Annotated in this window: 18 protein-coding genes and 1 pseudogene; 7 read left to right on the forward strand and 12 right to left on the reverse strand. The window is 70.4% G+C overall.

Features of this window, described 5'->3' with window-relative positions; all coding sequences use genetic code 11:
- Positions 1-27: 27 nt before the first annotated feature.
- Positions 28-1,707: a glycoside hydrolase family 27 protein gene (locus ABD466_RS13895; protein ID WP_344657421.1), complete on the reverse strand. Its 1,680-nt coding sequence runs from the start codon at positions 1,705-1,707 to the stop codon at positions 28-30.
- Positions 1,704-3,170 (reverse strand): arabinofuranosidase catalytic domain-containing protein, encoded by a 1,467-nt coding sequence (locus tag ABD466_RS13900; RefSeq protein ID WP_344657422.1) that lies wholly within the window; start codon positions 3,168-3,170, stop codon positions 1,704-1,706. Before ABD466_RS13900 ends, ABD466_RS13895 begins: the two co-directional genes overlap by 4 nt.
- Before the next feature lie 264 nt (positions 3,171-3,434).
- Here ABD466_RS13900 and ABD466_RS13905 point away from each other — a divergent pair, with 264 nt between their 5' ends.
- A complete protein-coding gene (locus ABD466_RS13905) occupies positions 3,435-4,739 on the forward strand; it encodes a lectin (protein WP_344657423.1) in 1,305 nt (434 codons plus the stop codon).
- 10 nt (positions 4,740-4,749) lie between these two features.
- Here the strand turns inward: ABD466_RS13905 and ABD466_RS13910 are convergent, their stop codons facing one another.
- The 4 genes from ABD466_RS13910 to ABD466_RS13925 are packed head-to-tail and all read right to left on the reverse strand — an operon-like array spanning position 4,750 to position 9,873.
- Positions 4,750-5,205 carry a universal stress protein gene (locus tag ABD466_RS13910; protein ID WP_344657424.1) on the reverse strand — a complete coding sequence of 152 codons (456 nt, stop codon included), beginning with the start codon at positions 5,203-5,205 and terminating at the stop codon, positions 4,750-4,752.
- A 4-nt stretch (positions 5,206-5,209) separates the two neighbouring features.
- Positions 5,210-6,466, reverse strand: a complete 1,257-nt coding sequence (locus ABD466_RS13915) for an SLC13 family permease (protein ID WP_344657474.1) — start codon at positions 6,464-6,466, stop codon at positions 5,210-5,212.
- Positions 6,467-6,520: 54 nt separating this feature from the next.
- Complete coding sequence (locus tag ABD466_RS13920; RefSeq protein WP_344657425.1) at positions 6,521-7,426, reverse strand: expansin EXLX1 family cellulose-binding protein; 906 nt, start codon at positions 7,424-7,426, stop codon at positions 6,521-6,523.
- A complete protein-coding gene (locus ABD466_RS13925; RefSeq protein WP_344657426.1) occupies positions 7,423-9,873 on the reverse strand; it encodes a beta-glucosidase in 2,451 nt (816 codons plus the stop codon). The genes ABD466_RS13920 and ABD466_RS13925 overlap by 4 nt, the downstream gene beginning before the upstream one ends.
- A 525-nt stretch (positions 9,874-10,398) precedes the next feature.
- Between ABD466_RS13925 and ABD466_RS13935 the strand changes: the two genes are divergently transcribed.
- The 4 genes from ABD466_RS13935 to ABD466_RS13950 all read left to right on the forward strand — a co-directional run bounded on the left by ABD466_RS13935 (position 10,399) and on the right by ABD466_RS13950 (position 14,666).
- Complete coding sequence (locus ABD466_RS13935; RefSeq protein ID WP_344657427.1) at positions 10,399-12,315, forward strand: beta-galactosidase; 1,917 nt, start codon at positions 10,399-10,401, stop codon at positions 12,313-12,315.
- Positions 12,316-12,368: 53 nt separating this feature from the next.
- On the forward strand, positions 12,369-12,800 hold the full coding sequence (locus ABD466_RS13940) for an Rrf2 family transcriptional regulator (RefSeq protein ID WP_344657428.1): 432 nt from the start codon (positions 12,369-12,371) through the stop codon (positions 12,798-12,800).
- Between the two features lie 56 nt (positions 12,801-12,856).
- Positions 12,857-13,591 carry an NIPSNAP family protein gene (locus ABD466_RS13945; RefSeq protein WP_344657429.1) on the forward strand — a complete coding sequence of 245 codons (735 nt, stop codon included), beginning with the start codon at positions 12,857-12,859 and terminating at the stop codon, positions 13,589-13,591.
- Between the two features lie 298 nt (positions 13,592-13,889).
- The gene (locus ABD466_RS13950) at positions 13,890-14,666 is read left to right on the forward strand and encodes a D-alanyl-D-alanine carboxypeptidase family protein (RefSeq protein WP_344657430.1); all 777 of its coding nucleotides are present in this window, start codon (positions 13,890-13,892) and stop codon (positions 14,664-14,666) included.
- 31 nt (positions 14,667-14,697) lie between these two features.
- On the opposite strand, the pseudogene ABD466_RS13955 reads toward ABD466_RS13950, so the two are convergent.
- Positions 14,698-15,154 (reverse strand): annotated as a pseudogene (locus ABD466_RS13955) (TIM-barrel domain-containing protein); the annotation flags it as partial.
- Positions 15,155-15,246: 92 nt separating this feature from the next.
- Positions 15,247-16,257, reverse strand: coding sequence for a LacI family DNA-binding transcriptional regulator (locus ABD466_RS13960; protein ID WP_344657431.1), 1,011 nt, complete (start codon positions 16,255-16,257; stop codon positions 15,247-15,249).
- A gap of 338 nt (positions 16,258-16,595) precedes the next feature.
- Between ABD466_RS13960 and ABD466_RS13965 the strand changes: the two genes are divergently transcribed.
- Positions 16,596-18,089 (forward strand): glycoside hydrolase family 43 protein, encoded by a 1,494-nt coding sequence (locus ABD466_RS13965; RefSeq protein WP_344657432.1) that lies wholly within the window; start codon positions 16,596-16,598, stop codon positions 18,087-18,089.
- Between the two features lie 256 nt (positions 18,090-18,345).
- On the opposite strand, the gene ABD466_RS13970 is transcribed toward ABD466_RS13965, so the two are convergent.
- Complete coding sequence (locus ABD466_RS13970) at positions 18,346-19,326, reverse strand: acetylxylan esterase (RefSeq protein ID WP_344657433.1); 981 nt, start codon at positions 19,324-19,326, stop codon at positions 18,346-18,348.
- A gap of 34 nt (positions 19,327-19,360) precedes the next feature.
- The gene (locus ABD466_RS13975; protein ID WP_344657434.1) at positions 19,361-21,466 is read right to left on the reverse strand and encodes a beta-galactosidase; all 2,106 of its coding nucleotides are present in this window, start codon (positions 21,464-21,466) and stop codon (positions 19,361-19,363) included.
- 15 nt (positions 21,467-21,481) lie between these two features.
- Here ABD466_RS13975 and ABD466_RS13980 point away from each other — a divergent pair, with 15 nt between their 5' ends.
- Positions 21,482-21,622 (forward strand): hypothetical protein, encoded by a 141-nt coding sequence (locus ABD466_RS13980; RefSeq protein WP_344657435.1) that lies wholly within the window; start codon positions 21,482-21,484, stop codon positions 21,620-21,622.
- A 120-nt stretch (positions 21,623-21,742) separates the two neighbouring features.
- On the opposite strand, the gene ABD466_RS13985 is transcribed toward ABD466_RS13980, so the two are convergent.
- Positions 21,743-22,720: a LacI family DNA-binding transcriptional regulator gene (locus ABD466_RS13985; protein WP_344657436.1), complete on the reverse strand. Its 978-nt coding sequence runs from the start codon at positions 22,718-22,720 to the stop codon at positions 21,743-21,745.
- 260 nt (positions 22,721-22,980) lie between these two features.
- Entirely contained in the window at positions 22,981-24,156 is a 1,176-nt protein-coding gene (locus ABD466_RS13990; RefSeq protein WP_344657437.1) for an ROK family protein, read from the reverse strand.
- Positions 24,157-24,252 lie beyond the last annotated feature (96 nt).

Here is a 24,252-nt window from a genome sequence, read left to right on the forward strand (position 1 = left end):
GATGCTCGGCGGCCCCGGCGGGGATCCTCAGCCGATCGTCCACTTCTGGTTCGACTGCCCGTTACAGGTCCAGAGCTCGACGGCGGTGCCGTCGGCGGTGCCGCCTCCGGTCACGTCCAGGCACAGGCCCGACTGGGTGCCGGTGATCGTGCCGTCGCTGTTGACGAGCCACTGTTGGTTCGTCTGTCCGTTGCACGGCCAGATGATCACCTTGGTCCCCGCGGTGGTGCCGCGGTTGCTGGCGTCCAGGCAGAGCTGGGAGCTGCCGGAGTAGACCGTCAGCTGGTTCGAACCGGTGTGGGTGAAGATCTGGTTCGCCGTGCCCGAGCAGCCGTTGATGTCCAGCTGCGTACCGCCGGTCGTGGAGCTGTTCGGGACGTCCAGGCACTTGCCCGCGCCGACCGCGTGCACCTCACCGGTCGTCGAACCGCCGCCGCCGCCGCCGGTGGTGCCGCCGGTGACCCGGAGCATGACGGTGCCGTGGCCGGGGACCGAGGCGCTGATCGCGCCGGTGGTGGTGCTGGTGGCCCCGGTCCACAGGTCGGTCAGCGTGTAGCTGCTCGCACCGGTTTTGCCGATCGCGCCGACCGTGGTGGAGATGGTGGCGGTGCCGCTGTTCTCGTTGAACAGCGCTACCGACACGTCGCCGTCGGCCAGCGGTTTGGCCAGCACGTCCAGGCCGCCGGAGGACGCCACCTCGACGCCCTGCTTGCCCAGCGGGTCCTGGTCGACGGCGATGACGCGGGAGTTGGTCAGAATGCCCAGCGTGGTGCTGCTGGCGTTGGCGATGTTGGTTCCGGATATCAGCGGTGCCGCCATCTCGGCCCACAGGCTGAACTCGCTACGGTCCTCGGTGGCGGACATGCCGTTGCCGATCTCCAGCATGTCCGGGTCGTTCCAGCCGCCGGGTCCGGCGTACGAGGCCAGTCCGACGTTGCTGTGGAAGATCGACAGCATGCTGCCCCAGCTGGCGTTGATGTCACCGGTGGTGCGCCAGCTGTTGCCGACGCCGGCGCCCCAGGTCCACACGTTGTCCCGGCCCCAGCTGCACAGGCTGTACACGATCGGGCGGCCGGTCTTGGCCAGGGCGTCGCGCATGGTGGTGTAGCGGCTCTGGGCGCTGGGTCCGCCCCCGCCGCTCTGATTGACCCCGTCGGCGTAGCAGTTGTCGTACTTCAGGTAGTCCACGCCCCAGGCCGCGAAGGAGTCCGCGTCGGTCTGCTCGTGTCCCAGACTGCCCGGGTAGCCGGCGCAGGTCATGGTGCCGGCGTCCTCGTAGATCCCCAGCTTCAGGCCGAGGGAGTGGACGTAGGCCGCGGTGCCGGAGATCCCGTCGGGGAACTTCGCGGGGTCGGGCACCAGCCGGCCGGAGCTGTCGCGGTTGTGGGTCAGCCAGCAGTCGTCGATGTTGACGTACTGGTAGCCGGCGGCCTGCATGCCGTTGTCGTGCATGGCCAGCGCCGTGGACTTGATCAGCGACTCGGATACGTTGCAGCCGTACGCGTTCCAGTCGTTGAACCCCATCTGCGGGGTCAGGGCGAGGTTGTTGCCGAGAGCCTGTGCGGGGTGTGCCGGGCCGAGGGCCAGTAGTGGGGCGGCGGCCAGCGCGACGACGGCGGCCAGGGCCGAGCGCCAGGACCGGCGATACCCGGGTGGGCGACCGACGGCGTGGGTCTGGGAATCAGTGCTCTGCCGGTCATGCCTCATCCAAGCCTCCACTGCTGGTTCGATCCGCCGTTGCAGGTCCAGAGCTCGACCGGCGTGCCGTCGGCGGTGCCGGCCCCGGTGACGTCCAGGCACAGCCCGGACTGCACGCCGGTCACGGTGCCGTCGGCGTTGAGGTTCCATTGCTGGTTGGTCTGGCCGTTGCAGGTCCAGACGATGGCCTTGGTGCCGTTGGCGGTGCCGCGGCCGGAGGCGTCCAGGCACAACTGGGTGCTGCCGGAGTAGACGGTCAGAGCTCCGGACGAGGTGTGGGTCCAGGTTTGGCCGGTGACACCGGAGCAGCCGCTGATGTCCGTCTGCGTGCCCGCGGCGGTCGAGGAGTTCGGCACGTCCAGGCACTTGCCCGCCCCCACCGCGTGCAGCGGACCGCTGCTCGGGCCGCCACCGCCCGCCGTCCCGTATCCGGCCGCCGCGATGTTCGCCTGGACGGCGTTGTCGGTCGCGTCGGACGGGTAGCCCGCGACGATGGCGCCCTCGTAGAACGTGCCGATGCTCAGGTTGGTGTTGGTGGCGCAGCAATCGCCGCCGCTGCCCAGGATGATGGCGCCCTGCTGTTTCATCGGACTGTAGCCCGGTGGCAGGGCTCCGCTCCACAGGGTCGTCAGGCCTCCGGATTGGGCGTCGGCGCCCTTGAGAGCGAACTGCGACGTCCCGTTGTTCTTGAGCATGGCCGTGACGTAGCGGCTCGTGAACGCTCGCTGGTTCGGGTTCCAGGACTGGCTTCCGCCGGAGTACAGACCGTACTCGAGGTCGGCCTGCACCCAGGGACCGCTGCCCGAGCAGCCGCCGAACCAGCAGCTCGTGCCGAAGTAGATCGCGTCCATGGCTCCGGCGCCGTCAGCCCTGCGGTCGGTCTCGCTGTTGCCGTAGTCGAAGCAGCAGCCGTTGTTGACATGTTGTCCGCTGGTCACCATGTACGCGCCCTGCGGCGCACTGCCCGTCGGCATGCCCGAAGACGAGCCGTTGTGCCAGTAGCTGTTGCCCTGCTTGATGTACAGCGAATACGCCTTGGCGCCGCCGACCGTCAGCGCCTCGCTCGTCGCGCTCGCCGGAGTGTCCGCGCCGCCGGCTCCGCCCGGTCCCTGATATGCCACGTCGTTGCCATGGCCGGACTGGTCGTAGACGATCGTGATCACACAGGACGTGCCGGCGCAGAACGTGTCCTGAGCCGAAGCGTTCGCGGCGCCGCCGGCGGTGAGGGTGCCGATGTCCCGCGTCGTGTTGTCGGAGGCGCGGCGGACTTGGTACAGGTTGCCGTTGTAGGCCGCGTACAGGGCGCGCACCGTGCTGTGCGCCGCCACACACGGCGTGCCGCCGGCCGCGTAGATGTCGCAGGGCCCCGAGCTGGCGGCCCGCGCCGGCGCCGTGAAGGTCAGCAGGCCTGCCAGGGCGCTGAGAACGATACCGATCGCGACACCGATCCGGGCGCGGACCGTGCTGGTCATGTCCTCTCCTCTCGTCGGATCAGACTGGTTCCGGGGGATGTTAGCGCTAACAGCCCGGCGGTAGACGCTGCATCAGACTTCGTGCTCTGTCAAGGGCCGGCGGGCGCGCCGCGGGGGAACATCTGGTGGAAGATGTAACTTTCATGGCGCGTTGACAGCAATATCTCCCAAGAGTTACCTGATTCGCACAGCCTCGCACGGAAATCTGCCGGGCCGTCCGCGACGCTGCGCCTGTCTTCGTGGACTGATGAGGAGGCCACCCCCATGCGACGACGCTCGAAACAGATGCGGCTGACCAGGCTCGCCGCGGCCCTGGTGACGGTCGTCACCCTGCTGCTCGGCACGATGTCCGCGCTCCAGCCGGCGGCGGCCGCGGGCAACCCCTACCAGCGCGGTCCGGATCCGACCGTCGCCAGTGTGGCGGCCACCAGCGGCCCGTTCGCCACCGCCCAGCTCTCGGTGCCGCCGGGCAACGGATTCAACGGCGGCATGATCTACTATCCGACCGACACGAGCCTCGGGACCTGGGGCGCCGTCGCGATCGTGCCCGGCTACACCGCGCTGTTCGCGAACGAGGAGGCGTGGATGGGGCCGTGGCTGGCCTCGTTCGGCTTCGTGGTGATCGGCGTCGAGACCAACAGCCGCACCGACTACGACGTCGCCCGCGGCACGCAGTTGCTGGCGGCGCTGGACTACCTGACCCAGCAGAGCCCGGTGCGGAGCCGGGTCGATCCGAACCGGCTGGGGGTGATCGGGCACTCCATGGGCGGTGGCGGAGTCGTCTACGCCACCGAGCACCGGCCCGCGCTCAAGGCCGCGGTGGCCCTGGCGCCGTTCTCACCGTCGCAGACCATGGCCACCGACTCCGTGCCCACCATGGTCATGGGCGGCCAGAACGACACCGTGGTCACGCCCTCGTACCTGTCCGGGCTGTATGCCACCATGCCTGCGGCGACGCAGAGCGACTTCCTCCAGATCGCGGGAGCCGACCACGTCTACTACACCCATCCCAACAGTGTCGAGATGCGGATCCTGATCCCCTGGATCAAGACCTTCATCGACGACGACACCCGCTACACGCAGTTCCTCTGCCCGGGGCTGGCCGATCCGACCGGTGTGTCGATCTACCAGAGCAAGTGCCCCTACGTCCCCGGAGGGAGCACGCCGCCGCCCACCGGTGGTGAGCTGCATGCGGTGGGGGCGGGGAAGTGTCTGGACGTGCCGAACTCCAGCACCACCGGCGGTACTCAGGTGCAGATCTATTCCTGCAGCGGTGCCGCCAACCAGGTCTTCACCCACACTTCCTCCGGTCAGCTGACCGTGACCGAGGCGGGGACCACGCTGTGCCTGGACGCGAACGCCAAGGGCACCACCAACGGCACCAAGGTGATCATCTGGTCGTGTAACGGGCAGACGAACCAGCAGTGGAACCTGAACGCCGACGGCACGATCACCGGCGTGCAATCAGGACTCTGCCTGGACGTCAACGGAGCCTCCACCGCCAACGGCGCCCTGGTCCAGCTGTGGACCTGCAACGGCCAGACCAACCAGCAATGGACCCTCGGCTGACCAGCGGGTTCTAACGATGAGGTGACTCGGGCCAGACCAGGAGCACCGGACAGGCGGCGTGGTCGACGACGAAGCGGCCGGCCGGTCCGAGACTCCGCGGCCCGGCGTGGGCACGGTCGCCGTCGCGGGCGAGGACGAGCAGTTCGGCTCCCTCGGCCGCGGCGACGACCTCGTGCTCGACGCGGCCGGTCCGCTCCACCAGGGTGCACTCGCGGTCCAGGCGCTCGGCGGCCGCCCGCAACAGCCGTGAGCCGGAGGAAGCAGCCTGGTCCTCCAGGCGGGTGCCGGGGTCGTGGTCGGGGCGGCCGCGTCCGAGGAGTCCGGCGAACGCGCCGTGCGCCACGCCCGCGACGTCGTGGTCACTGACATGGAGCAGAACGATGTCGGCGCGCGCCGGAGCGTGGGCGCGCGCGGCGTCGACGCAGGCGGGCCAGGTGCCCTCGGTGATCCACACGACGACGGCCACGGCTTCATCCTCCGATGATCTGCAGTGAGGCCCACAGTCCTACCACGGACAGCAGCAGTGCGGCCGGAACCACGAGCAATCCGAGGCGGGTGAACTCGCCGAGGTCCACCTCGGTGTCGTGGTCGTGCACGATGCGCCGCCACAGCAGGGTGGCGAGAGAGCCCGCGTAGGTGAGGTTCGGGCCGATGTTCACCCCGAGCAGCACCGCGAGTACCGCTCCCGACCCGGCGGGCGCGGCCAGCGGCAGCAGGACCAGGGTGGCCGGCAGGTTGTTGATGGCGTTCGCCAGCACCGCGGCCAGCGCCGCGGTTCCCAGCAGCGCGGCCAGTGACGTGCCGTGCGGGACCAGGTGTGCCAGTCCTGAAGACAGCCCGTTGTCCACCACCGCCCGCACCACGATGCCGAGCGCCAGCACGAACGCGAGGAACGGTACGGCTGCGGACCGGATGACCGCCGCCGGGGTGGTGCGCCCTCGGGAGAGAGCACGGACGGCGAGCACCGCCGCCCCGGCCGCCGCGGCCCAGGCCGGATCGATCCCGACAGCGGAGGTGAGGACGAAACCGGCGAGGGTGCAGGCCACGGTGATGAGGGCGAACAGCGGCATCTCCGGCGCCACCGCCGCGGCCGGCGCCTGGGCGCCCGCGTCCAGGTCGGTCGCGAAGAACCGGCGCAGCACCGCGTACTCGACACCGATGGCCGCCAGCCACGGCAGGGCCATCAGCGCGGCGAACCGGGTGAAGCTCAGGCCGCTGGCGGCGAAGGCCAGCAAGTTGGTCAGATTGGAGACCGGCAACAGCAGCGAGGCCGTGTTCGACAGATGGGTGCAGGCGTAGATGTGCGGCTTGGGCCGGGCGCCGAGCCGGGCCGCGGTGGCGAAGACCACGGGAGTCAGCAACACCACGGTGGCGTCCAGGCTGAGCACCGCGGTGATCAGTGAGGCGATCACGAACACCTGCGCCAGCAGCCGGCGCGGGCGTCCCACGGCGCTCCGGGCCATCCAGGCCCCGCAGGCGTGGAACAGCCCTTCGTCGTCGCACAACTGCGCCAGCACGAGAACGGCGGCGAGGAACCCGATGACCGGACCCAGCCGCTGGGCCTCGGCCACCGCCTCGTGCGGCGAGATGGCGCCGGCCGCCACCACCGCGGCGGCCGCCGGGACCGCGACCACGGCCTCCGGCCAGCCCCACGGCCGCACCACCGCACAGACCAGGACCAGGACCAGGAGGCCGATGGAGAGAGTCTCCGCGAGTGGCGTGCTCAGGTTGTGCTCCTAGTAAGCGGCGGCGGCAGGCCCAGCGGTGCCGCCGCCGATGGTTCAGTGCCGGGCGAACTGGACGGCGGTTCGTTGCGTGACATTCGGCGATACGGCGATCCCGTCGATCACCAACTGCTGCCCGTAGATGTCGGTCACTCTGATCTGGCCGCCGCAGCCGCTGCCGCCTGCGGAGACGAAGTAGTTATAGTCCTCTCTCGGCAGTTTTCGCCATTCGCCGCCGGCGCGGACCTCCAGCGACGCCACCGGGTTCCGGTGCCCGATCACCTGGATTCCGCACCACCATTGACTGGACCCGGTCTTGTAGCGGATCGAAATCGTTCCGGCGGTGTCGGGGCTCTGCAAGGTCCACGTGATGGGAAGTCGCCCCACCTTCAGATCGGCGAGCTTGGCGAAGGCCTGGCGGCTCAGGTCGATCTGACCGGGCGCGTAGGGAGCGGGGCATTCGTTGACGATGCGGACGGTGATGGACTTGCCGTTGGCGGCGTGGATGAGGATCGACGCGCCGCAGGCTTTGGCCGACTCGTAGTCGGCGACGTTCATCGCCGCGATCATCGGGTCGTCGGTCGGATCGAACAGACAGGCGCCGGTGCCGTCCCCGGCGTCGTAGGCGGTGGCGACGCCCTGGTAGGAAGTGCCGGGCCGGATGCGGCCGGCCAGAGCGCCGGCCGAGGGCGGCGGTGAGGACGAAGACGTCGACGGAGGTGCCGACGGAGGCGACGAGGTCGCAGCCGACGAGGCGGGACTCGGGGCGGCGGCCGGCGTCGCGGAGGTTCCCTGCGATCCCGGCGTCGCCGTCCGCGTCGCATCGGGACCGGTACTGCTCGACGCGGCGGCGACGCCGGACCCGGCCGCCGCCTCGGGCTGGCTGTTTCCACCGCACCCGACGATCCCGGTGAGCACCAGGCACGCACCGGCCATCGCTATGAACAGTCGGCGTTTGGTCACGTCGTCCCCTCGACCTTGTCCAGCTTCACAGTCGCCACGGCCGCGAGGTCCGCGCTGGACCGGCCGGCGGCGAACTCGTAAGTCCCGGCGCCGACCTGGAACGATCCCAGCTCTTCGGACCAGTGGCCCAGGCGCGCCACCGGCACCTCGAAGACGACCTTGCGTGACTCACCCGGCGCCAGCCCGATCCGCTCGAAGCCCTGGAGGCGGCGCAGGGGACTGGGTACCGAGGCGTCGAGGGCATGCGAGTAGAGCTGCACGACTTCCTCCCCGGCGACCTCGCCACTATTGGTGATCTGTGTCTCAGCGACTAATGTTAGCGCTCTCAATTGATCTTCTCGGATCGACAGCACGAGGTCACCGTACTCGAAGGTTGTGTACGACAAGCCATGCCCGAACGCGTAGAGGTGCTCCCGCTGCGAGTACTGATATGTCCACTTGGATCCGATGATGTCGTAATCATCTGGTGCGGGCAGGTCGGTGTCGGAGGCGTACCAGGTCTGCGGCAGGCGGCCGCCGGGGTTGTGGGCGCCGGTCAGCACGTCGGCGACGGCGTTGCCGAGTTCCTGCCCGCCGTGCGCGGTCCACAGGATCGACGGCACCTGCTCGGCGGCCGACCCGAGGGCGTACGGGTAGCTGGAGACCAGCACGAGCGTGGTGTCCGGGTTCGCCCGCAGAACGGCGCGCAGCAGCTCCTCCTGGCCCGCCGGCAGGGCGAGCCCGTCGCGGTCGACGGTCTCCCGGCCGTTGATGTGCGGATCGTTGCCGAGCACCACCACGGCGTGTCCGGCGCTCGCCGCCACGGCCATCGCCTCGCGGATCCCGGAGGTGACCACGTCGGTGCGGAACGCGGTGGCGTCCCCGGCGGCGTCGGCGTCCGCGACGAGGCGGCCGCCGTCGCCGACCCGCAGGTAGCGGCCACTGGCGTTGGAGCGGACCAGGATCTCGCCGTCATCGGTCTCGTGGAACTCCCACAGTTCCTTGACCACCCACCCGTCCGGGGTCGCGGCGTCGGCCAGGACGTCGGTGTCACCGTCGCCGGTGAGGGTCAGATACTTGCCGTTCTCCACCGACTGCAGGGTGTGGACGGCGACGGGGCACTGCACGCTCGTGCCCCAGTCCTGGTGGCGGAACGGCCCGTACACCGTCTCGCCGGCGCGCAGGCACACCACGTCCGCGCCGTCCACAGCGGTCACACACTGGTCGCCGAACGCGGTGCGCAGGCCGTCGGCGATGCTGACCGCGTAAGGCAGGTCGCCGCTGTACCAGTCGGTCAGGACTCGGCTGCCCAGGTGCCCGATGACCGCCACGGCCGGTGCCCCGGTGCCCGTCCCGCCGGGGGCAGGCGTCGACAGCGGAAGGGTCGCGCCTTCGTTCTTGAGCAGCACGATCGCGGCGCGCGCGGCCTCCAGCGCCAGCGCGTTGTGCTCCGGGCAGCTGATGACGTCGGCCCGGATCCCGGCGTACGGGTCGGCTCCGGTGTCGAACTCGCCCGTGGCCGCGCGCATCGCCAGCACCCGCCCGACCGCCGCGTCGATGTCCGCCTCGGTGATCAGGCCCCGTTCCAGAGCGGCGGTGAAACGCTCGATCGTCAGCCGCGGGTCCGGGCCGTTGTCGGTGTAGCTGTCGACGCCGGCCTTGAGCGCCGCCGCGTGCGACTCCTCGTGGGTGGCGAAGAACTTCTCACGGTCGACGAGGTTCGACGGGGCCTGCGCGTCCGAGCAGACGACCAGGTCCGGGTTCCAGGCGCGCAGCGCGTCGTTGATCAGCGGATGGACATGGTTGGGGACGCCGTTGGTGAGGTTGTACCCCGGCATGACTCCGGCGGCGACCCCCGCCTCGATCGGACCCCGGAACGCGGGCAGTTCGTACTCGTGCAGCACGCGCGGCGGGACTTTGATGTCGATCACGTCGCGCTCGGTCTCGACGTTGTACGCCAGGAAGTGCTTGAGCACCGGGGTGGTGCGCCAGATCGACGGGTGGTCGCCGCGCAGGCCGCGGCAGTAGGCGGTGGCGAGCTCGGCGGTGGCGAAGGGATCCTCGCTGTAGCCCTCCTCGTTGCGGCCCCATCGGGGATCGCGCAGCAGGTTCACCACCGGCGCCCAGACGTTGAGCGACACCATGGGGTGTTTGTCGGCCACGTCGTTGGCCTGGAAGGCGTTCGCCGTGTCCTGACGGAACGCCCGCACCTCGGTGGCGGCGGCCTGCCCGACTCGCTTCACCAGCGAGCGATCCCATGTCGCCCCGAGGCCGACCGCTTGCGGGAACACGGTGGCGCGGCCGATCCACGCGACTCCGTGCAGCGCCTCGCAGCCGGTGTGGAACGCGGCCAGGCCCAGGCGTTCGACCGCGGGCTGGTGCTGGTGGAGGAAGGCGATCTTCTCAGCCGTGGACAGCTCGGCGAGCAGCGCGGCGGCCCTCGCGGCGGCGTCGGGGACTTCAGTCACGGGATGACCTCTTCGTCGGGTGCGGTGCGGACACCGCGGGGGAACGTTACAAGGCCTCGGATCGCGCCCGGGTCTGGAGCGCGGGAGCGCAAGAGGGTCGAAGCGCTTCGAAAGTCCCATCTATCAGTGGGCATGTCAACCCACAGGGGCCGGGAACAGGAGACTTTCATCGCTGCTCAGGTTGGCTTAGACCAGTTCGCGGAGTCGCCGCCCGGCTTTGATCTTCGCCTCAGGCATGGGATGTCAGGGGCGATTCGCGGAGCTTGCCGATATCGAAACGTGACCACTGACCCTTGCGTCGTCGGTTGCACTCGCTTAACCTCAACGCAATATTGAAGCGCTTCGACAGTCTTCGGCGGCCCAACACCAGATCGCCCCGTCCTTCGCGATCTCCATGGCCGTGGTCGTGCTCACCCTGATCCCGATCCTGGTCGGCTACCCCGTCCTGCAGAAGCACTTCACCAAGGGCATGCTCACCGGCGCCATCAAGGGCTGAGCCACCACAGGCTGAAAGGAACATGTGTCATGCCATCGCTCTGCGACGCCACCCGCGGCCGCATCCTGTTCGGCGGCGACTACAACCCTGAACAGTGGCCGCGTGAGGTCTGGGAAGAGGACGTGCGCCTGATGCGCGAGGCCGGGGTGAACCTGGCCACCGTCGGTGTCTTCTCCTGGGCGCTGCTGGAACCCACCCCCGGTGAGCGCGACTTCGGCTGGCTCACCGAGGTGTTCGATCTGCTCCATGCCCACGGCATCGGCGTGGGACTGGCCACGCCGACCGCGTCGCCGCCGCCGTGGATGGGGCACCGGTGGCCGGAGACCTTGCCGAAGAACCCGGACGGGACGGTCCGCACCTACGGTTCGCGGAACGCGTACTGTCCCTCGTCCCCGGTGTTCCGCGCCTTCGCCGACGCGATCAGCGCCGACCTGGCGTCGGTGTACGCGCACCACCCCGCGCTGCGGATGTGGCACATCGGCAACGAGTTCGGGACCGTGTGCTACTGCGACCAGTGCGCGGAGCGCTTCCGCCGCTGGCTCCAGGCCAAGTACGGGGACCTCGACGGCCTCAACGAGGCCTGGGGGACGTCGTTCTGGTCGCAGCGCTACTCCGAGTGGGACGAGGTGATCCCGCCGCGGCAGGTCCAGTACATCATCAATCCCACGCAGGACCTGGACTACCAGCGGTTCGCCTCCGACCTGCTGCTGGCGGGCTACATCTCCGAGCGGGACATCGTCCGGGCCGCGAACCCGGCGATCCCGATCACGACCAACTCCATGAGCTTCTTCAAGGGCACGGATCTGTGGCGCTGGGCCCCCGAAGAGGACTTCACCTCCATCGACTCCTACCCCGACCCCGCCAAGCCGACCGCGGCCTGCGACGGCGCGATGGCCCAGGACCTCATCCGGTCGGTCGGCGGCGGCAAGCCGTGGCTGATGATGGAGCAGACCCCCGGCCGGGCCGGGTTCCAGCACATCGCCAGTCCGAAGCGTCCCGGGCTGAACCGCCTGTGGTCGCTGCAAGCGGTGGCGCGCGGCGCCGACGGGATCCTGCACTTCCAGTGGCGCGCCTCGAAGCAGGGCGCCGAGCGCACCCACGGCGCGATGCTGCCGCACGCGGGCGCCGACACCCGGATCTTCCGCGAGATCTGCGAACTCGGCAAGGAGCTCGGCGACTTCTCCGATGTCCTGGGCACGGCCGTGGCCGCCGAGACCGCGATCCTGCTGGACTGGGACTCGTGGCGTGGTGTCGAGCTGGACCACCAGCCGCACAGCGGCTTCCGCTACGTCGACCGGATCCGCGAGTACTACGCGCCGCTGTGGAAGGCGAACGTGACGGTGGACTTCGTCCATCCCGAGGCGGACCTGAGCCGGTACAAGCTCGTGGTGGCGCCCAACCTGTACCAGGTCTCCGACCGCGCCGCCGACAACGTCATCGGATACGTCCGCGGCGGAGGACGGCTGGTGGTCGGGCCGTTCTCAGGGGTGTCGGACCCCGACGAGCGGATCCGCCTGGGCGGCTACCCGGCCCCGTTCCGGGAGCTGCTGGGGCTGCGGATCGAGGAGTACTGGCCGCTGCCGGACAGCGAACCGCTGACGCTGCACTCGGAGACGTTCGGCGACTTCAGCGCGGTCTCGTGGGCCGAGTGGCTGACCGCGGACACCGGGACGGCGCTCGCGGAGATCGCCTCCGGGCCGCTGGCCGGCATCCCCGCCATCGTGCGCAACGGCTATAGCGCCGGAACCGCGTGGTACGTCGCGACGCTGCCGGAAGAACGCGTGCTGGCGGAATTGCTCGCGCAGGCCTGCGACGACGCGGGGGTGGCGCCGGTACTTCCGGGTCTTCCGGAGGGTGTGGAGGCGGTCAGGCGGGGGGACTTCGTGTTCGTGCTCGACCACGGCAACGGGACGGTGGAAGTGATGAAGAGGACGGGCATCCGTTGACGCGGGCCGGACCGCCGTAGTAGTAACAGAAGTTGTTACGACTGGGGGGTGTGATGGCGGAGAACAGCCGGATGACGATCGCCGTGCACGTTTTGGCGTGGATGGCTCTCGCGCAGCGCCGCGGACAAGAGGCGCTGACCTCGGACCAGGTCGCCGCCAGTGTGAACACCAACCCGGTGATCATCCGCCGAAGCCTCGGGGACCTGCGTCGAGCGGGTTTGGTGCACGTGCGTCGGGGATCCGGGGCGGGCTGGAGTCTGGCCAGGGCGCCGGAGCAGATCACCTTGCTCGACGTGTACGACGCCGTCAAGCCGCCACCGCTGTTCGGCATGCATCACACCGAGCCGAATCTGGAGTGCCCTGTCGGCAAGGGCATCCGGCCCGCGTTGGGCCGGGTCTACGGCGAGATCGAGCAGGCTGTACGGCTGGAGCTGAAGGCGACTTCGGTCGCTGAGGTACTGCGCGAGAGCCTGCGAGTGCCATAGGCCCGTCTGCGTGTCGTCTGTTGTAACAAGGTTTGTTCTCATGGATGGAGGCGGGAGTGAACGATCTGCGGTCCCCGGTCGTGGAGCTGAGGCAGTACACGTTGCGTCCGGGCGGGCGGGACGTCCTGATCGAGCTCTTCGATCGGGAGTTCGTCGAATCCCAGGAAGAGGTCGGCATGACGATCCTGGGACAGTTCCGAGACCTGGACCGGCCCGACCGGTTCGTCTGGCTGCGCGGGTTCGAAGACATGCCCGGACGCGCGGAGGCGCTGGCCGCCTTCTATGGCGGGCCGACGTGGAAGGAGCACGGCGCCGCCGCCAACGCCACCATGATCGACTCTGACGACGTGCTGCTCCTTCGCCCGGTCACCGCGCATTCCGGCTTCCCCGTGCCGGCCGCCGGGCGCCCGCCCCTCAGCCAGACCACGGCTCCGCCGTCCTGCGTGCTCGCCACGATCTACCATCGCGACCATCCGTTCGACGCGCGATTCGCAGAGTTCTTCGAGCACGAGGTTCACCCGGAGCTGGTCAGGGCTGGAGCCGAGCTTCTGGGCTGGTTCATGACAGAGCACTCCGAGAACACCTTCCCCGCGCTGCCGGTGCGCGCAGGTGAGAATGTCTTCGTGTGGTTCGCACGTTTCCCGAGCCTTGAGCAGTTCGGCGTGTACGAGAGCCGACTGGAGCGTTCGGTACGGTGGCAGGACAAGGTGCAGCCTGCCCTGGCGGAGCTGATCACCGGCGTGCCTCTGCAGCTGCGTCTGGCCCCTACCGCCAGGTCCCTGCTGCGTTAGCCGCATATCGGCGGCATATTGAAAACTGCGTAAGGGCTGACAACACCCCGCTGCCTTTACTTGGGGCATGGGCTCCTACGAACCAGCACGGATAACCAAGCGTCGCATCGGATGGGCCGCTCTCGTCTGCTCGGTCGTTCTCGGCTTGGTGCTGGCAGGAGTGTTCACACACCGGTCGCCCGCGACCGTCAGCGGCCACGACAGACCCCGGCCTCCGTCCTTCACGGCCGCGTCCGGCCAGCGAGGCGCACCTGGCGAGGCGGGGGGCGACGCAAGCGGCGAGGCAGGCGGCGAGGCGTTGTCCGGCACCGTGTGGCCGGCCTCCGGCCAGGCCGCGTTCCTGCTGGCCGGGCAGTCGCAGATCCAAGCCGGGCCGAACCAGCACGCGGCGCCGATCGCCAGTGTCGCGAAGGTGATGACGGCGTACCTCGTGCTGGGCGACCATCCGCTGGAGCCCGGCCAGGACGGCCCGACGATCACGCTCACCGCGGCCGACGTGGCCGACACCGCCCGCCGGATCGAACGGCAGGAGTCGTACGTGCCCGTCGCCGCGGGGGAACGGCTGACCGAACGGCAGGCGCTGCAGGCCCTGCTGCTGCCGTCGGCGAACAACATCGCCGTGGTGCTGGCACGCTGGGACGCCGGTTCGGTGGACCAGTTCGTCACCAGGATGAACGCGACCGCCCACGCGCTGGGCATGGCCCGATCCCACTACACGGACCCGAGCGGCTTCGACGAGGCGACCGTGTCCACCGCCGCCGACCAGGTCCGTCTCGTCGACCGGGCCATGAGCCTGCCGGCGTTCGCGGACATCGTCGCCCTGCCGAGCGCGGCGCTGCCGGTCGCCGGCACCGTGCGCAACACCGACACGCTGCTCGGCCACGACGGCTTCGTCGGCGTCAAGACCGGTTCGGACTCCGCGGCCGGCGGCTGTTTCGCCTTCCGCGCCGTCCGATCCGTCGGCGGCGAGCAGACGACGATCACCGGGGTGGTGCTGGGCCAACCCGGCCAGGACCTGATCGCGGCGGGCCTCGGAGCCGCCGACGCCATGGTCGGACGCATCGCGGATCATTAGCCGTCAGCCGTCAGCCCTCAGCCCTCAGCCCTCAAGCCATCCCGGTGTTGTCGCTGTTTCCGTCCCGGACGGCGGCCACGATCGGCAGCGTCGCACCATCGCGCAGGAACAGCGGGATCCGCTCCAAGGGCGCGTCCACCGTCACCGCCTGGCCGCCCTCGTAGGTCTGCCCGGTCCAAGCGTCCGTCCAGCTCGCGCCAACCGGCAGATACACGTCCCAGACCCGGGCGTCGGCCTCCAGCACCGGAGCGACCAACAGATCCCCGCCGAGCATGTACGGTGTTCCACCACGGGATGCCGCTCATGGCGGTGTTCAGCCCGGCGGCTATCTGGCGGCGGAAGGTGGCGAAGTCGGTGTCGATGTCGCCGGACCACAGGATGGCGCCGTAGCGCTGCGACCCGGCCCAGGCCGAGCGGTTCAGCGTCACCACGTCGCTGCGTCCCTCACTCCGCATGCCGTCGTAGAACATGCGCGAGTTCTCCCGCGGTCTCATCAGACATGGAAGACCTTCCAAGGGCATAGGCGAGCGCAGGCCGCATGGCGGCCTGAACGAAGGAGGAAGAGGAGAGGAGGCGGCTGTCAGGAGGCCGGAACGGCCGCGCTGGACTCGCGCACGGTCAGCAGCGGCGGGATCAGCGTGACGGAGGGGTGGTGACCGCCCTCAAGCTGCGACATGGCCTGGCGTACCGCGTGTCGCCCCATCTCCTCGGCGGGGATCGAGACGCTCGTCAGGCGGGGTGAGGACTGCAGGGCCACCTGGTCCGGGCAGATCGCCACCACGCTGGTGTCCTCCGGCACGGCGCGGCCGGACAGGCGCAGCAGGCTCAGCAGCGGCGTGATGGCGGCCTCGTTCTGCACGATGAAACCGGTCGTGCCGGGCCGCTCCTCGAGGATGCGGGCCAGGACCCCCGCGGTGGACTCGTAGGTCCCCTCGCACATGCGGTGCACCGCCCGCAGGCCGCGTTCGGAGGCGCGGCGCTGGAACCCGGTCATGGTGCGGGCGGCGAAGCCGGTGTGCCGGCGGTAGACGCCCTCGCTCTCGCCGATCAGGGCGATCTCGCGGTGGCCGAGGTCGGCCAGGTGGTCGACGCAGGCCGCACCGGTGGCGTCGAAGTCGAGGTCGACGCAGGTGAGCCCGGCGGTGTCGGCCGGAAGCCCGATCAGGACCGCCGGGGTGGAGGTCTCGCGCAGCACCGGGATCCGGTCGTCGTCGAGCTCCACGTCCATCAGGATCATGGCGTCGGCCAGACCGCTGCCGGCGATCCGCCGTACGCCGCCGGTGCCCTCGTCCTTGGTGAGCAGCAGCACGTCCTGGTCGAACTCCCGCGCCTCGGTGGTCACGGCCATCGCGATCTCCATGATCACGGGCACGTACATGTCGCTGCGCAGCGGCACCATCAGGGCCAGGATGTTCGAGCGGTTGGAGGCCAGCGCGCGGGCGCCGGCGTGCGGGTGGTAGCCCAGCGCGTCGATCGCGGCTTCCACTCTCCGCCGGGTGTCTTCGGAGATGGAGCGTTTGCGCGACAGCACGTACGAGACTGTCGACGGCGAGACACCCGCTTGGCGGGCGACCTCGGCGATGGTCACCATGAGTCCTCCAGAGCCGTGCCCGGATGGTATCCCGGACAATGGCCGCGCGGATAACCGGAAACGCCACCGTCGGCGGCGGTTCGGCGCGGGGGCGCGTCGTCCCGGCTGAGGACCGAGGTGAAGCGCTTCGACGTCTGGCTCGAACAGTAGCGCCGAGCCTTGTGTCAGAACAGTAGACCGGGCAGTTGTGCGCTGTCCAGGGGAAATATCGAAGCGCTTCGATTACGCTGCCCACGAGCCGCCGTTGACCAGCGGTCGGCCCCGCCGCTAGCGTGCCCGAGAAATTATCGGACGGCAATCAGAGAAACTTTCTCATCATCGGAGAGGCCTGACTCACCGTGGGCGACACCGTTGCGAACCCGATCGTTCCGGGGTTCCATCCCGACCCGAGCATCTGCCGGGTGGGGGAGGACTACTACCTCGTGTGCTCCAGCTTCGAATACTTCCCCGGCGTCCCGATCTTCCACAGCCGCGACCTGGTGCACTGGCGGCAGATCGGCAACGTGCTGGACCGGCCGAGCCAGCTCCGGCTGGCGCGCGCCAGGTCGTCCGGCGGCGTCTACGCCCCGACGCTCCGGTATCACGACGGCCGCTTCCGGCTCATCACGACCAACGCGAGCAGCGGGGGCGGCAACATGCTGGTCACCGCCACCGACCCGGCCGGCCCCTGGTCCGAGCCGGTGATGCTGCCCGGAGTCCCCGGTATCGACCCGGACCTGGCCTGGGACGAGGACGGCACCTGCTGGTGCACCGTCGCCGGAGTGTCCCAGATCCGCCTGGACCCGGACACCGGCCAGACCTTCGGCGAGCCGCTGCGGCTCTGGTCGGGCAGCCCGGGGGCCAAGGCCCCGGAGGCCCCGCACCTGTACCGGATCGGCGAGTACTGGTACCTGATGATCGCCGAGGGCGGCACCGAGCGCGGTCACGCCGTGTCGATCGCCCGGGGGCCGACACCGAACGGACCGTTCGAGCCCCACCCGGGCAACCCGATCCTGACCCACCGCGGCATCGAGCACCCGGTCCAGAGCACCGGGCACGCCGACCTGGTGCAGGGCCCCGACGGCTCCTGGTGGCTGGTGTTCCTGGGGACACGGCCCGGCGGCGGTACGCCCGGCTGGCACGTCCTGGGCCGTGAGACCTTCCTGGCCCCGGTGGACTGGGTCGACGGCTGGCCGGTCGTCGGCCAGGTCCTCACGGACCTCTCCGGGATCCCGTGGCCGCTCGAGGAGCCGGTAGCCGAGCCGGTGCGCGACGATTTCGACGACAGCGTTCTGCGTCCGCAGTGGATCTCGCTGAGGGACCGCCCCGCGGAGTCCGTCACGACGCAGGACCGTCCCGGCTGGCTGACGCTGCGGGCCCGCGGCGACTCCCTGGACGCCGACGACGTGGTCTTCGTCGGCCGTCGCCAGCAGCACCTGTCCTGCCGGGCCACGGCGCTGGTCGACGCGAGTGAAGGCGACGGCGGCCTGGCGGTCCGGCTCGACGAGTACCACTACTACGCCGTCGAGCTCGCCGACGGCGAAGTGCGCGTCGTGGCGCGCATCGGCCCGCTGCGGTCTCTCGTCGCGTCGCGGCCGGCATCCGCCGGGCCCATCGAGCTCACCGTCCAGATCACCGAGACGCAGGCCTTGCAGGACGCACGCAGCGGACCCGACACCGTCTCCTTCTGCGTGGCCGAGCCGGACGGCCGCACCGAGGTCCTCGCCACGCTCGACGGCCGCTACCTCTCCACTGAGGTGGCGGGCGGTTTCACCGGCCGGGTCATCGGCATGTACGCCACCGCGGGTGTCGTTCGCTTCGACTGGTTCTCGTACGTCGCTGGAGGTTCGTGATGACGACTGTGCGCGAAGTCCTGAGCGCCGTGGACCAGGCCGTAGGGAAGGGTCCTTCTGACAGCCCTCGGCGGGGCGCCGGACCGCCGGATCAGCGTACGGTCCCTGGGACAGGACCTGACGCTCTATACACAGCGGATCGGAGCAGTGCACCTGCTCGGTCACCCCGACCCATTGGAGTTCGAGCACGGTCCGCGGGAGTTGCTGGTGCGCCTGCCCGAAGGCGCACCAGTGCCCGCCATGCCGGTGCTGAAGATCAGCCCAGCCGAGTCCTGACCAGCGAAGCGGCGAAGGCGAGCGCCACCGGTACGTGGTGCCCGCCTCCACCCTCGTGCCCGTTGTAGGGGTAGACGCTGATCTCCTTCGGCCCGAGGTAGTGGTTGTAGGAGGCGTAGACGGTGTCCGGCGGGCACGTGTCGTCCATCAGCGCGACCGAGTACAGCGCCGGCGCCGTCGCGCGCGCCGCGAAGTTCAGGCCGTCGAAGTAGGACAGGGTGCGGAACACCGTCTCTATCTTGTCGCGGTGGGTTTTGCAGAAGTTCGCGACTTCCTTGTAGGGGTAGGCGTCCGTGATCTCGGTCGCACGCCGGATGTGCTGCAGGAACGGCACGTCGGCCAGCACCCCGGCGACGTCCGGCACCAGCCCGGCGACGGCCAGGGCTATGCCGCCGCCCTGACTGCCGCCCGCCACCAGGACCCGCGCCGGATCGACAGCCTCGTGGGTGCGGACGGCGTCCACGGCGCGGACACCGTCGGTGAAGACCCGGCGGTAGTAGTACGTGGCCGGGTCCAGGATGCCTCGGGTCATCGAGCCCGGGTACGCCGGGCCGGAGCCCGGGCCCTCGTCCGGAGTGTCGCCCACGGCCCACTCGGCGCCCTGCCCGCGGGTGTCCATGACCAGTTGTGCGTAGCCCGCGCTGGCCCACAGCAGGTGGTCGTGGGGCAGGCCGCGGCCGCCGCCGTAGCCGACATAGCTCACGACCGTGGGAAGCGGTCCCTCGGCGCCGCGTGGCCGGACCAGCCAGCCCTTGACCGGCTGCCCGCCGAAGCCGGGGAAGGTGACGTCCTCGATGGTCACGGTCGTGAGACCCGTGTCCACGGGCGTGGTTTCCAGAACGGCCGGGGCGGACCGGGCCTCGGCCAGGGTTTCGGCCCAGAAGGCTGCGAAGTCGGCGGGCTCGGTCCGCTCGGGGTGGTACTTCTCCAGGTCTGACAGACCCATCGAGACGAATGCCATGGAGACCTCTTGGTTGTTCGTGTTCGGATGGTGTTTAGGTGGCGGTGTCGGTGATGAAGATCCGGACGTCCCAGGCTCCGAGGCCGATCGCCTCACCGAAGCGGACGGAAGCACCGGTCAGGACGTCGTTCAGGGCGGCCGGGGCGGAGACCTGGACGGGCTGCCAGCTCCAGTTGTGGACCACGTGGACGCGGCTGCCGTTCGGGGCGGTGCCGGTCGTCGCGGTGACGGACTCCGGCAGCCGGCTCCAGCCGCTGCGCCGGGCCGGCGTCAGCCAGGCGGCCAGGGCCCGGGCCAGCGCGCGGTTGGGCACGGTGCCGACGGAGGTGACCCGGCCCGCGCCGTGGCGCCGGCTGGTGACCGCCGGCCAGCGTCCGAAGTGGGGGTGCACGTACTCGGCCAGCACTTCGGCGTCGGTGACGGTGAGCCCTTCGAGCCACCGGGTGGCGGCCGTGCCGTCCGGGAGGCTGAGCGGACTTCCGGGCCGGGTCCGCACCGGCACCTCGGCGTCGAGGTTGCTGACCTCGTCGTACCAGGCCCCGGCGGCGGTGGCGAGGCGGGCGGGCGCGGGTTCGTGGCGGGCTCGGGCTTCGTGGTCGCCGTAACCGGTGCGCGGGCCGAGGACGAGATGGCCTCCGGCCGCCGCGTAGGCGGCCAGCCAGTCGAGCATCGCGTCGTCGGCGATGTAGAGCCCTGCCGCGATCAGTGCGGGGTGCCGCCGTGCCGTATCTTCCGGTGCCGTCCGGCGCAGCTGCCGTGCGTGGTAGATGCGGGCCTGACCGCCGGCCTCGAACACCCCGCGGTAAAAGGCGTCGAAGATGCGGTGGTAGGAGGCGCCGTCGGGTCCGCCGTCCGCCTTCGCCAGCGGCGGGTACTTCTGCATGAGCCACTTGTTCGGAGCCGAGTAGACCATCGCCACGTCGGCGTCGGGCTCGATTCCGGCGACCAGGGAGCCCGCGGTCTCGAACTCCCTGCCGAGGCGGGCCACCTCGGCGTAGACCCGTCCCGGCCGGCCGCTGTGCGGCAGAACGCCGCCCCAGGAGGACTCGGCGCCGAAGTGCAGCGTGTGCCAGTGCCAGTACTCGATCATCCGGGCGCCGCGCGCGACGAGGGCCCAGGCGGCCTGCCGCCACTGGCCGTCGAACGCCGGCTTGTTGTCCCACGGGGCGCCGATGGCCTGGGCGTTGGTCTCGGTGACCAGGAACGGCTCCTGGCGCGAAGAGAACATGCGGTCAGCGCTCTGATACAGAGCCCAGACGCCGCTCGTCTGCCAGAGCTGCTCGTGGTCCTCGGGCGTCGGATCGGGCAGCGCCAGGCCGTCCTGCATCGTGTAGTACGGGTTTCCGGCGGTGACGTCCAGGGCGTCGGTCAGCTCGTCGTCCTCGAGCGCGACGTGCGGGTATGACAGGCAGGTGGTGACGAACTGGTCGGGACGGGCGTACTCGCGCGCGATCGCGGCCTGCCAGGCGACGAACTCGGTGGTCTGCCGGGCGAGGAACGCCCGCCACGCGGCGTCGTACTGTGGCTGCGCGTTGCCGTCCGGTCGCCAGAGGTCTGACCAATCGGTCAACCGGTGCGACCAGTAGACCAGCCCCCACTCGCGGTTGAGGGTGTCGACGTCTCCGTACTCGGCCCGCAGGTGGTCGACGAAGCGCTGGAAGACCCCCTCGTTGTGCGGCAGCCGCAGGCCGGGTTCGTTGTCCACTTGGAAGCCGATGACCGCGGGATGGACGGCGTAGCGAGCCAGGATGGCGCGCGTCACACGCTCGGCGTGGAAGCGGAAGGCGGCGTGCGAGAAGTCCGCTTCCTGGCGAGCGCCCCAGCCGACACGCCTCCCGGTCGCGGACTCCGTGGCCATCTCCGGGTAACGGCGGGCCAGCCACGGCGGCACGGCGTAGGTCGGCGTGCCGAGCACGACCGATATCCCGCGGTCGTGCGCCCCGTCGAGTACCGGCCGCAGCCAGTCGAGATCGAACCGCCCGTCCTCCGGTTCCCAGGTCGACCACACCGACTCCCCGACGCGGATGACGGTGAAGCCCGCCTCGTCCATCAGGTCGAGGTCGGTCTTGAGCCGCTCGTAGGGCTGGTATTCGTGGTAGTACGCCGCGCCGAACAGGACACGGTCGGGCAGGGAAGCCATACGGTCTCCGAGTGCGTGGTGGGTCAGGTCGGTGTGGTCGGCGGCGCCGTGGACGCGCGGACGACCAGCTCGATCGGCGGTTCCCCGGCCGTCGCGAGGGGCGTGCCCGGGTCCTCGATCGCCTGGACGAGCCGCCGCAGCCCGACGGCGGTGTGACGCGGCGCTCGTCAGTGGCGTTCAAGGACGAGCCGGCACGTGGCGTCACCCTCCGAAGCCGGACTCCCTGAAGTCGCGCTCACCGGCTCGTGTCCCGACCCGAGCCGGTGCCGGCGGATGTCAGTCCGCTGTCCGGGGCGGCGCCGTGCTGTCCCGGACGGTGAGCGTGGTCGCCATCTCCACCCCGCGCTGTCCCAGCTCCTCGCCGCGCGCCAGCGCCAGTGCCATCTCGGCGGCGGCGGCCGCCATCTCGGCCAGCGGCCGCCGCATGGTGGTCAGCGGCGGTTCCACCCACGCGCCGACCGGCAGGTCGTCGAACCCGACGACGCTCAGGTCGTCCGGGATCCGCAGGCCCGCCTCGCGGGCGGCGCGGTAGACGCCCAGCGCCTGCAGATCGTTCGAGGCGAAGACCGCGGTCGGGCGGTCGGCGCGCGCCAGCAGGTCCACCGCCGCGGCGTGGCCGGCCTCGCGGGTGAGCGCGGCCTCCAGCACCAGCTTCAGGTCCGGGGCGATGCCGGCGGCCTGCATCGCCGTGTAGAACCCGGCCAGCCGTGCGCGCCCGGGGGAGTCGCCGGACGCGCTGATCACCGCGATCCGCCGATGGCCCAGCTCGATCAGGTGCCGGACCGCCGTCTGCCCGCCGCGCCAGTCGGTGGCGCCGACGAACGGGACGTCGTCCGGCGGATCGTCGGCGGGGTCCAGGACCACGAACGGGATGCCGCGGGTCTTCAACTGGTCGCGCTCGGACTCGGAGAGCCGAGCGACGGCAAGCACGGCCCGCGGCCGGCGCTCCAGCATGTCGTCGACGGTGCTCGCCTCGCGCAGGCCGGACTCGGAGATCACCACTCCGAACCGGTGTCTGCGGGCGGCCTGCTCGACGCCGCGGATCACGTCCACGGCCTGCATCCCGGCCAGTTCGTGGAACACCAGCTCCAGGATGTTGTTGCCCTTCGCCTGCGGCTTGCGGTAGCCGTAGCGGTCGATCAGCTCCTCGATGCGGGCCCGGGTCAGGTCGGACACCCCGGAGCGGCCGTTGAGGACCTTGGACACGGTGGGCACCGAGACACCCGCCTCCTGCGCGATGCGCGCGATGGTCACCGGCTCTCCTCGTCGCTGTGTTCCCAGCTCCGGCTCTTGCGTCTCGTCGTCCGCCACGCCCTATTCATACACCAGCCGTGGGGCGCCAATGCAACGTTTCGCCGGCGCGAGCCGAAAGTTGCTCGCACCGGCGGATCAACGGCGACGGCACGATCACCGGCTAGACCGTCGGGGTGCCCTCAGGGATGGCGGTCGATGACACGCGCGAAAGTCTCGCGGTAGTTTCGCGAATGATTCTGGAGGCTGAAGCTGACGGCGTGTCAGGCTTCGGTCAAGACTTCGAGCCATCCGGCCGGGTCGGCGTGGATCCGGCGCACGACGGCGACCGCGGCGCCCCTCGCGGCGGCGGTCTCCCCGAGCTGGGAGGTGTGCACCGCCACCGGCGCCCAGCGCGCGCTGACGACATGCTCGGCCAGCGTCTGCTCGACACCGCGGAGCAGGGCCGCGGCGAACTCCGGCCGGGCGTAGACGCCGCCGAGCACGACCGCGGGCAGGTCCAGGAGGTTCACGGCGCCGGCGACCGCCCGGCCCAGGGGGTTCGCGGCGGCCTCGGGCCCGGTGCGCCGCAGGGCCTCGAGCCCTGCGACGGTCTCCAGGCACCCGCGGGCACCGCACCGGCAGGACGCTCCGCCGGGCTCGACGGTGACGTGACCTATCTCGCCGGCCCAGCCACGCGCGCCGCGGAACAGCTCACTGCCGAGCACGATCCCGGCGCCGACGCCTATCTCGCCCGAGACGTAGAGGAAGTCGGTGAGCGCCGCGTGCTCGCGGGAAGCGTGGGCCTCGGCGAGCGCGGCGAAGTCGGCCTCGTTGCCGACGATCGGATCGAACGAGGCGTCCGGGAGCAGGCCGCGCAGCTCGTGCGCGATGTCCATGTCCTCCCAGCGCAGGTTCGGCGCGCGCCGGATCCGGCCGCGCGAGGCCTCGACCAGGCCCGGGACCGCCACCGCCGTTCCGGCGACGACCGGATCCGGCGCGTCCGCCGCCTCGCGGGCCTGCGCGGCCAGCTCGGCCAGGTCGCCCAGGACCTCCGCCGGCCGGCGCCCGCGCTGGTCGCCGTGCGCGGTGAGGGTGCCGCGGACGCGTCCGGCCAGGTCCACCACGCTGGCCGCCAGATAGTCGACGTTGATCTCCAGCCCGAGACCGACGGGGCCGCTGCTGGAAGGCACCAGGCCCGCCGCGGGCCGGCCGGCGCCGGTCGCCGGGGGTGGGGAGACCTCCTGAACCAGGTCCGCGGCGAGCAGCGCGTCCGCGAGGGCGGAGGCGGTGGCGCGCGTCATGCCGGTGACGGCGGCCAGCGCCGCTCGGGACACCGGGGCCGGCGCGTCGACGATCAGCCGGTACAGCAGCGCCAGGTTCGCGTCCCGGATGGTGCCCTGGCGGGCCGGGGTCGGGGCCGCGGCGGGGTGGGTTCGGTGATCGGATACGCGCGCCATGCCTTGACAATGCCACAGGTCGACCATAAGTTCATCCATCAAACAATTCCTTCTGCCGTCCCTTCGTCTCCCTTCGTCTCCCTCCGTATCCCTTCG

The organism is Catenulispora subtropica, assembly GCF_039531675.1.
GTDB classification, from domain to species: Bacteria; Actinomycetota; Actinomycetes; order Streptomycetales; family Catenulisporaceae; genus Catenulispora; species Catenulispora subtropica.

What these genes read in the sequence shown, in the direction of transcription:
- ABD466_RS13895 (WP_344657421.1), bottom strand. Translation starts at nt 1,707, where the DNA reads ATGAGGCATGACCGGCAGAGCACTGATTCCCAGACCCACGCCGTCGGT.
- ABD466_RS13900 (WP_344657422.1), bottom strand. Translation starts at nt 3,170, where the DNA reads ATGACCAGCACGGTCCGCGCCCGGATCGGTGTCGCGATCGGTATCGTT.
- ABD466_RS13905 (WP_344657423.1), top strand. Translation starts at nt 3,435, where the DNA reads ATGCGACGACGCTCGAAACAGATGCGGCTGACCAGGCTCGCCGCGGCC.
- ABD466_RS13935 (WP_344657427.1), top strand. Translation starts at nt 10,399, where the DNA reads ATGCCATCGCTCTGCGACGCCACCCGCGGCCGCATCCTGTTCGGCGGC.
- ABD466_RS13940 (WP_344657428.1), top strand. Translation starts at nt 12,369, where the DNA reads ATGGCGGAGAACAGCCGGATGACGATCGCCGTGCACGTTTTGGCGTGG.
- ABD466_RS13960 (WP_344657431.1), bottom strand. Translation starts at nt 16,257, where the DNA reads ATGGTGACCATCGCCGAGGTCGCCCGCCAAGCGGGTGTCTCGCCGTCG.
- ABD466_RS13970 (WP_344657433.1), bottom strand. Translation starts at nt 19,326, where the DNA reads ATGGCATTCGTCTCGATGGGTCTGTCAGACCTGGAGAAGTACCACCCC.
- ABD466_RS13975 (WP_344657434.1), bottom strand. Translation starts at nt 21,466, where the DNA reads ATGGCTTCCCTGCCCGACCGTGTCCTGTTCGGCGCGGCGTACTACCAC.
- ABD466_RS13990 (WP_344657437.1), bottom strand. Translation starts at nt 24,156, where the DNA reads ATGGCGCGCGTATCCGATCACCGAACCCACCCCGCCGCGGCCCCGACC.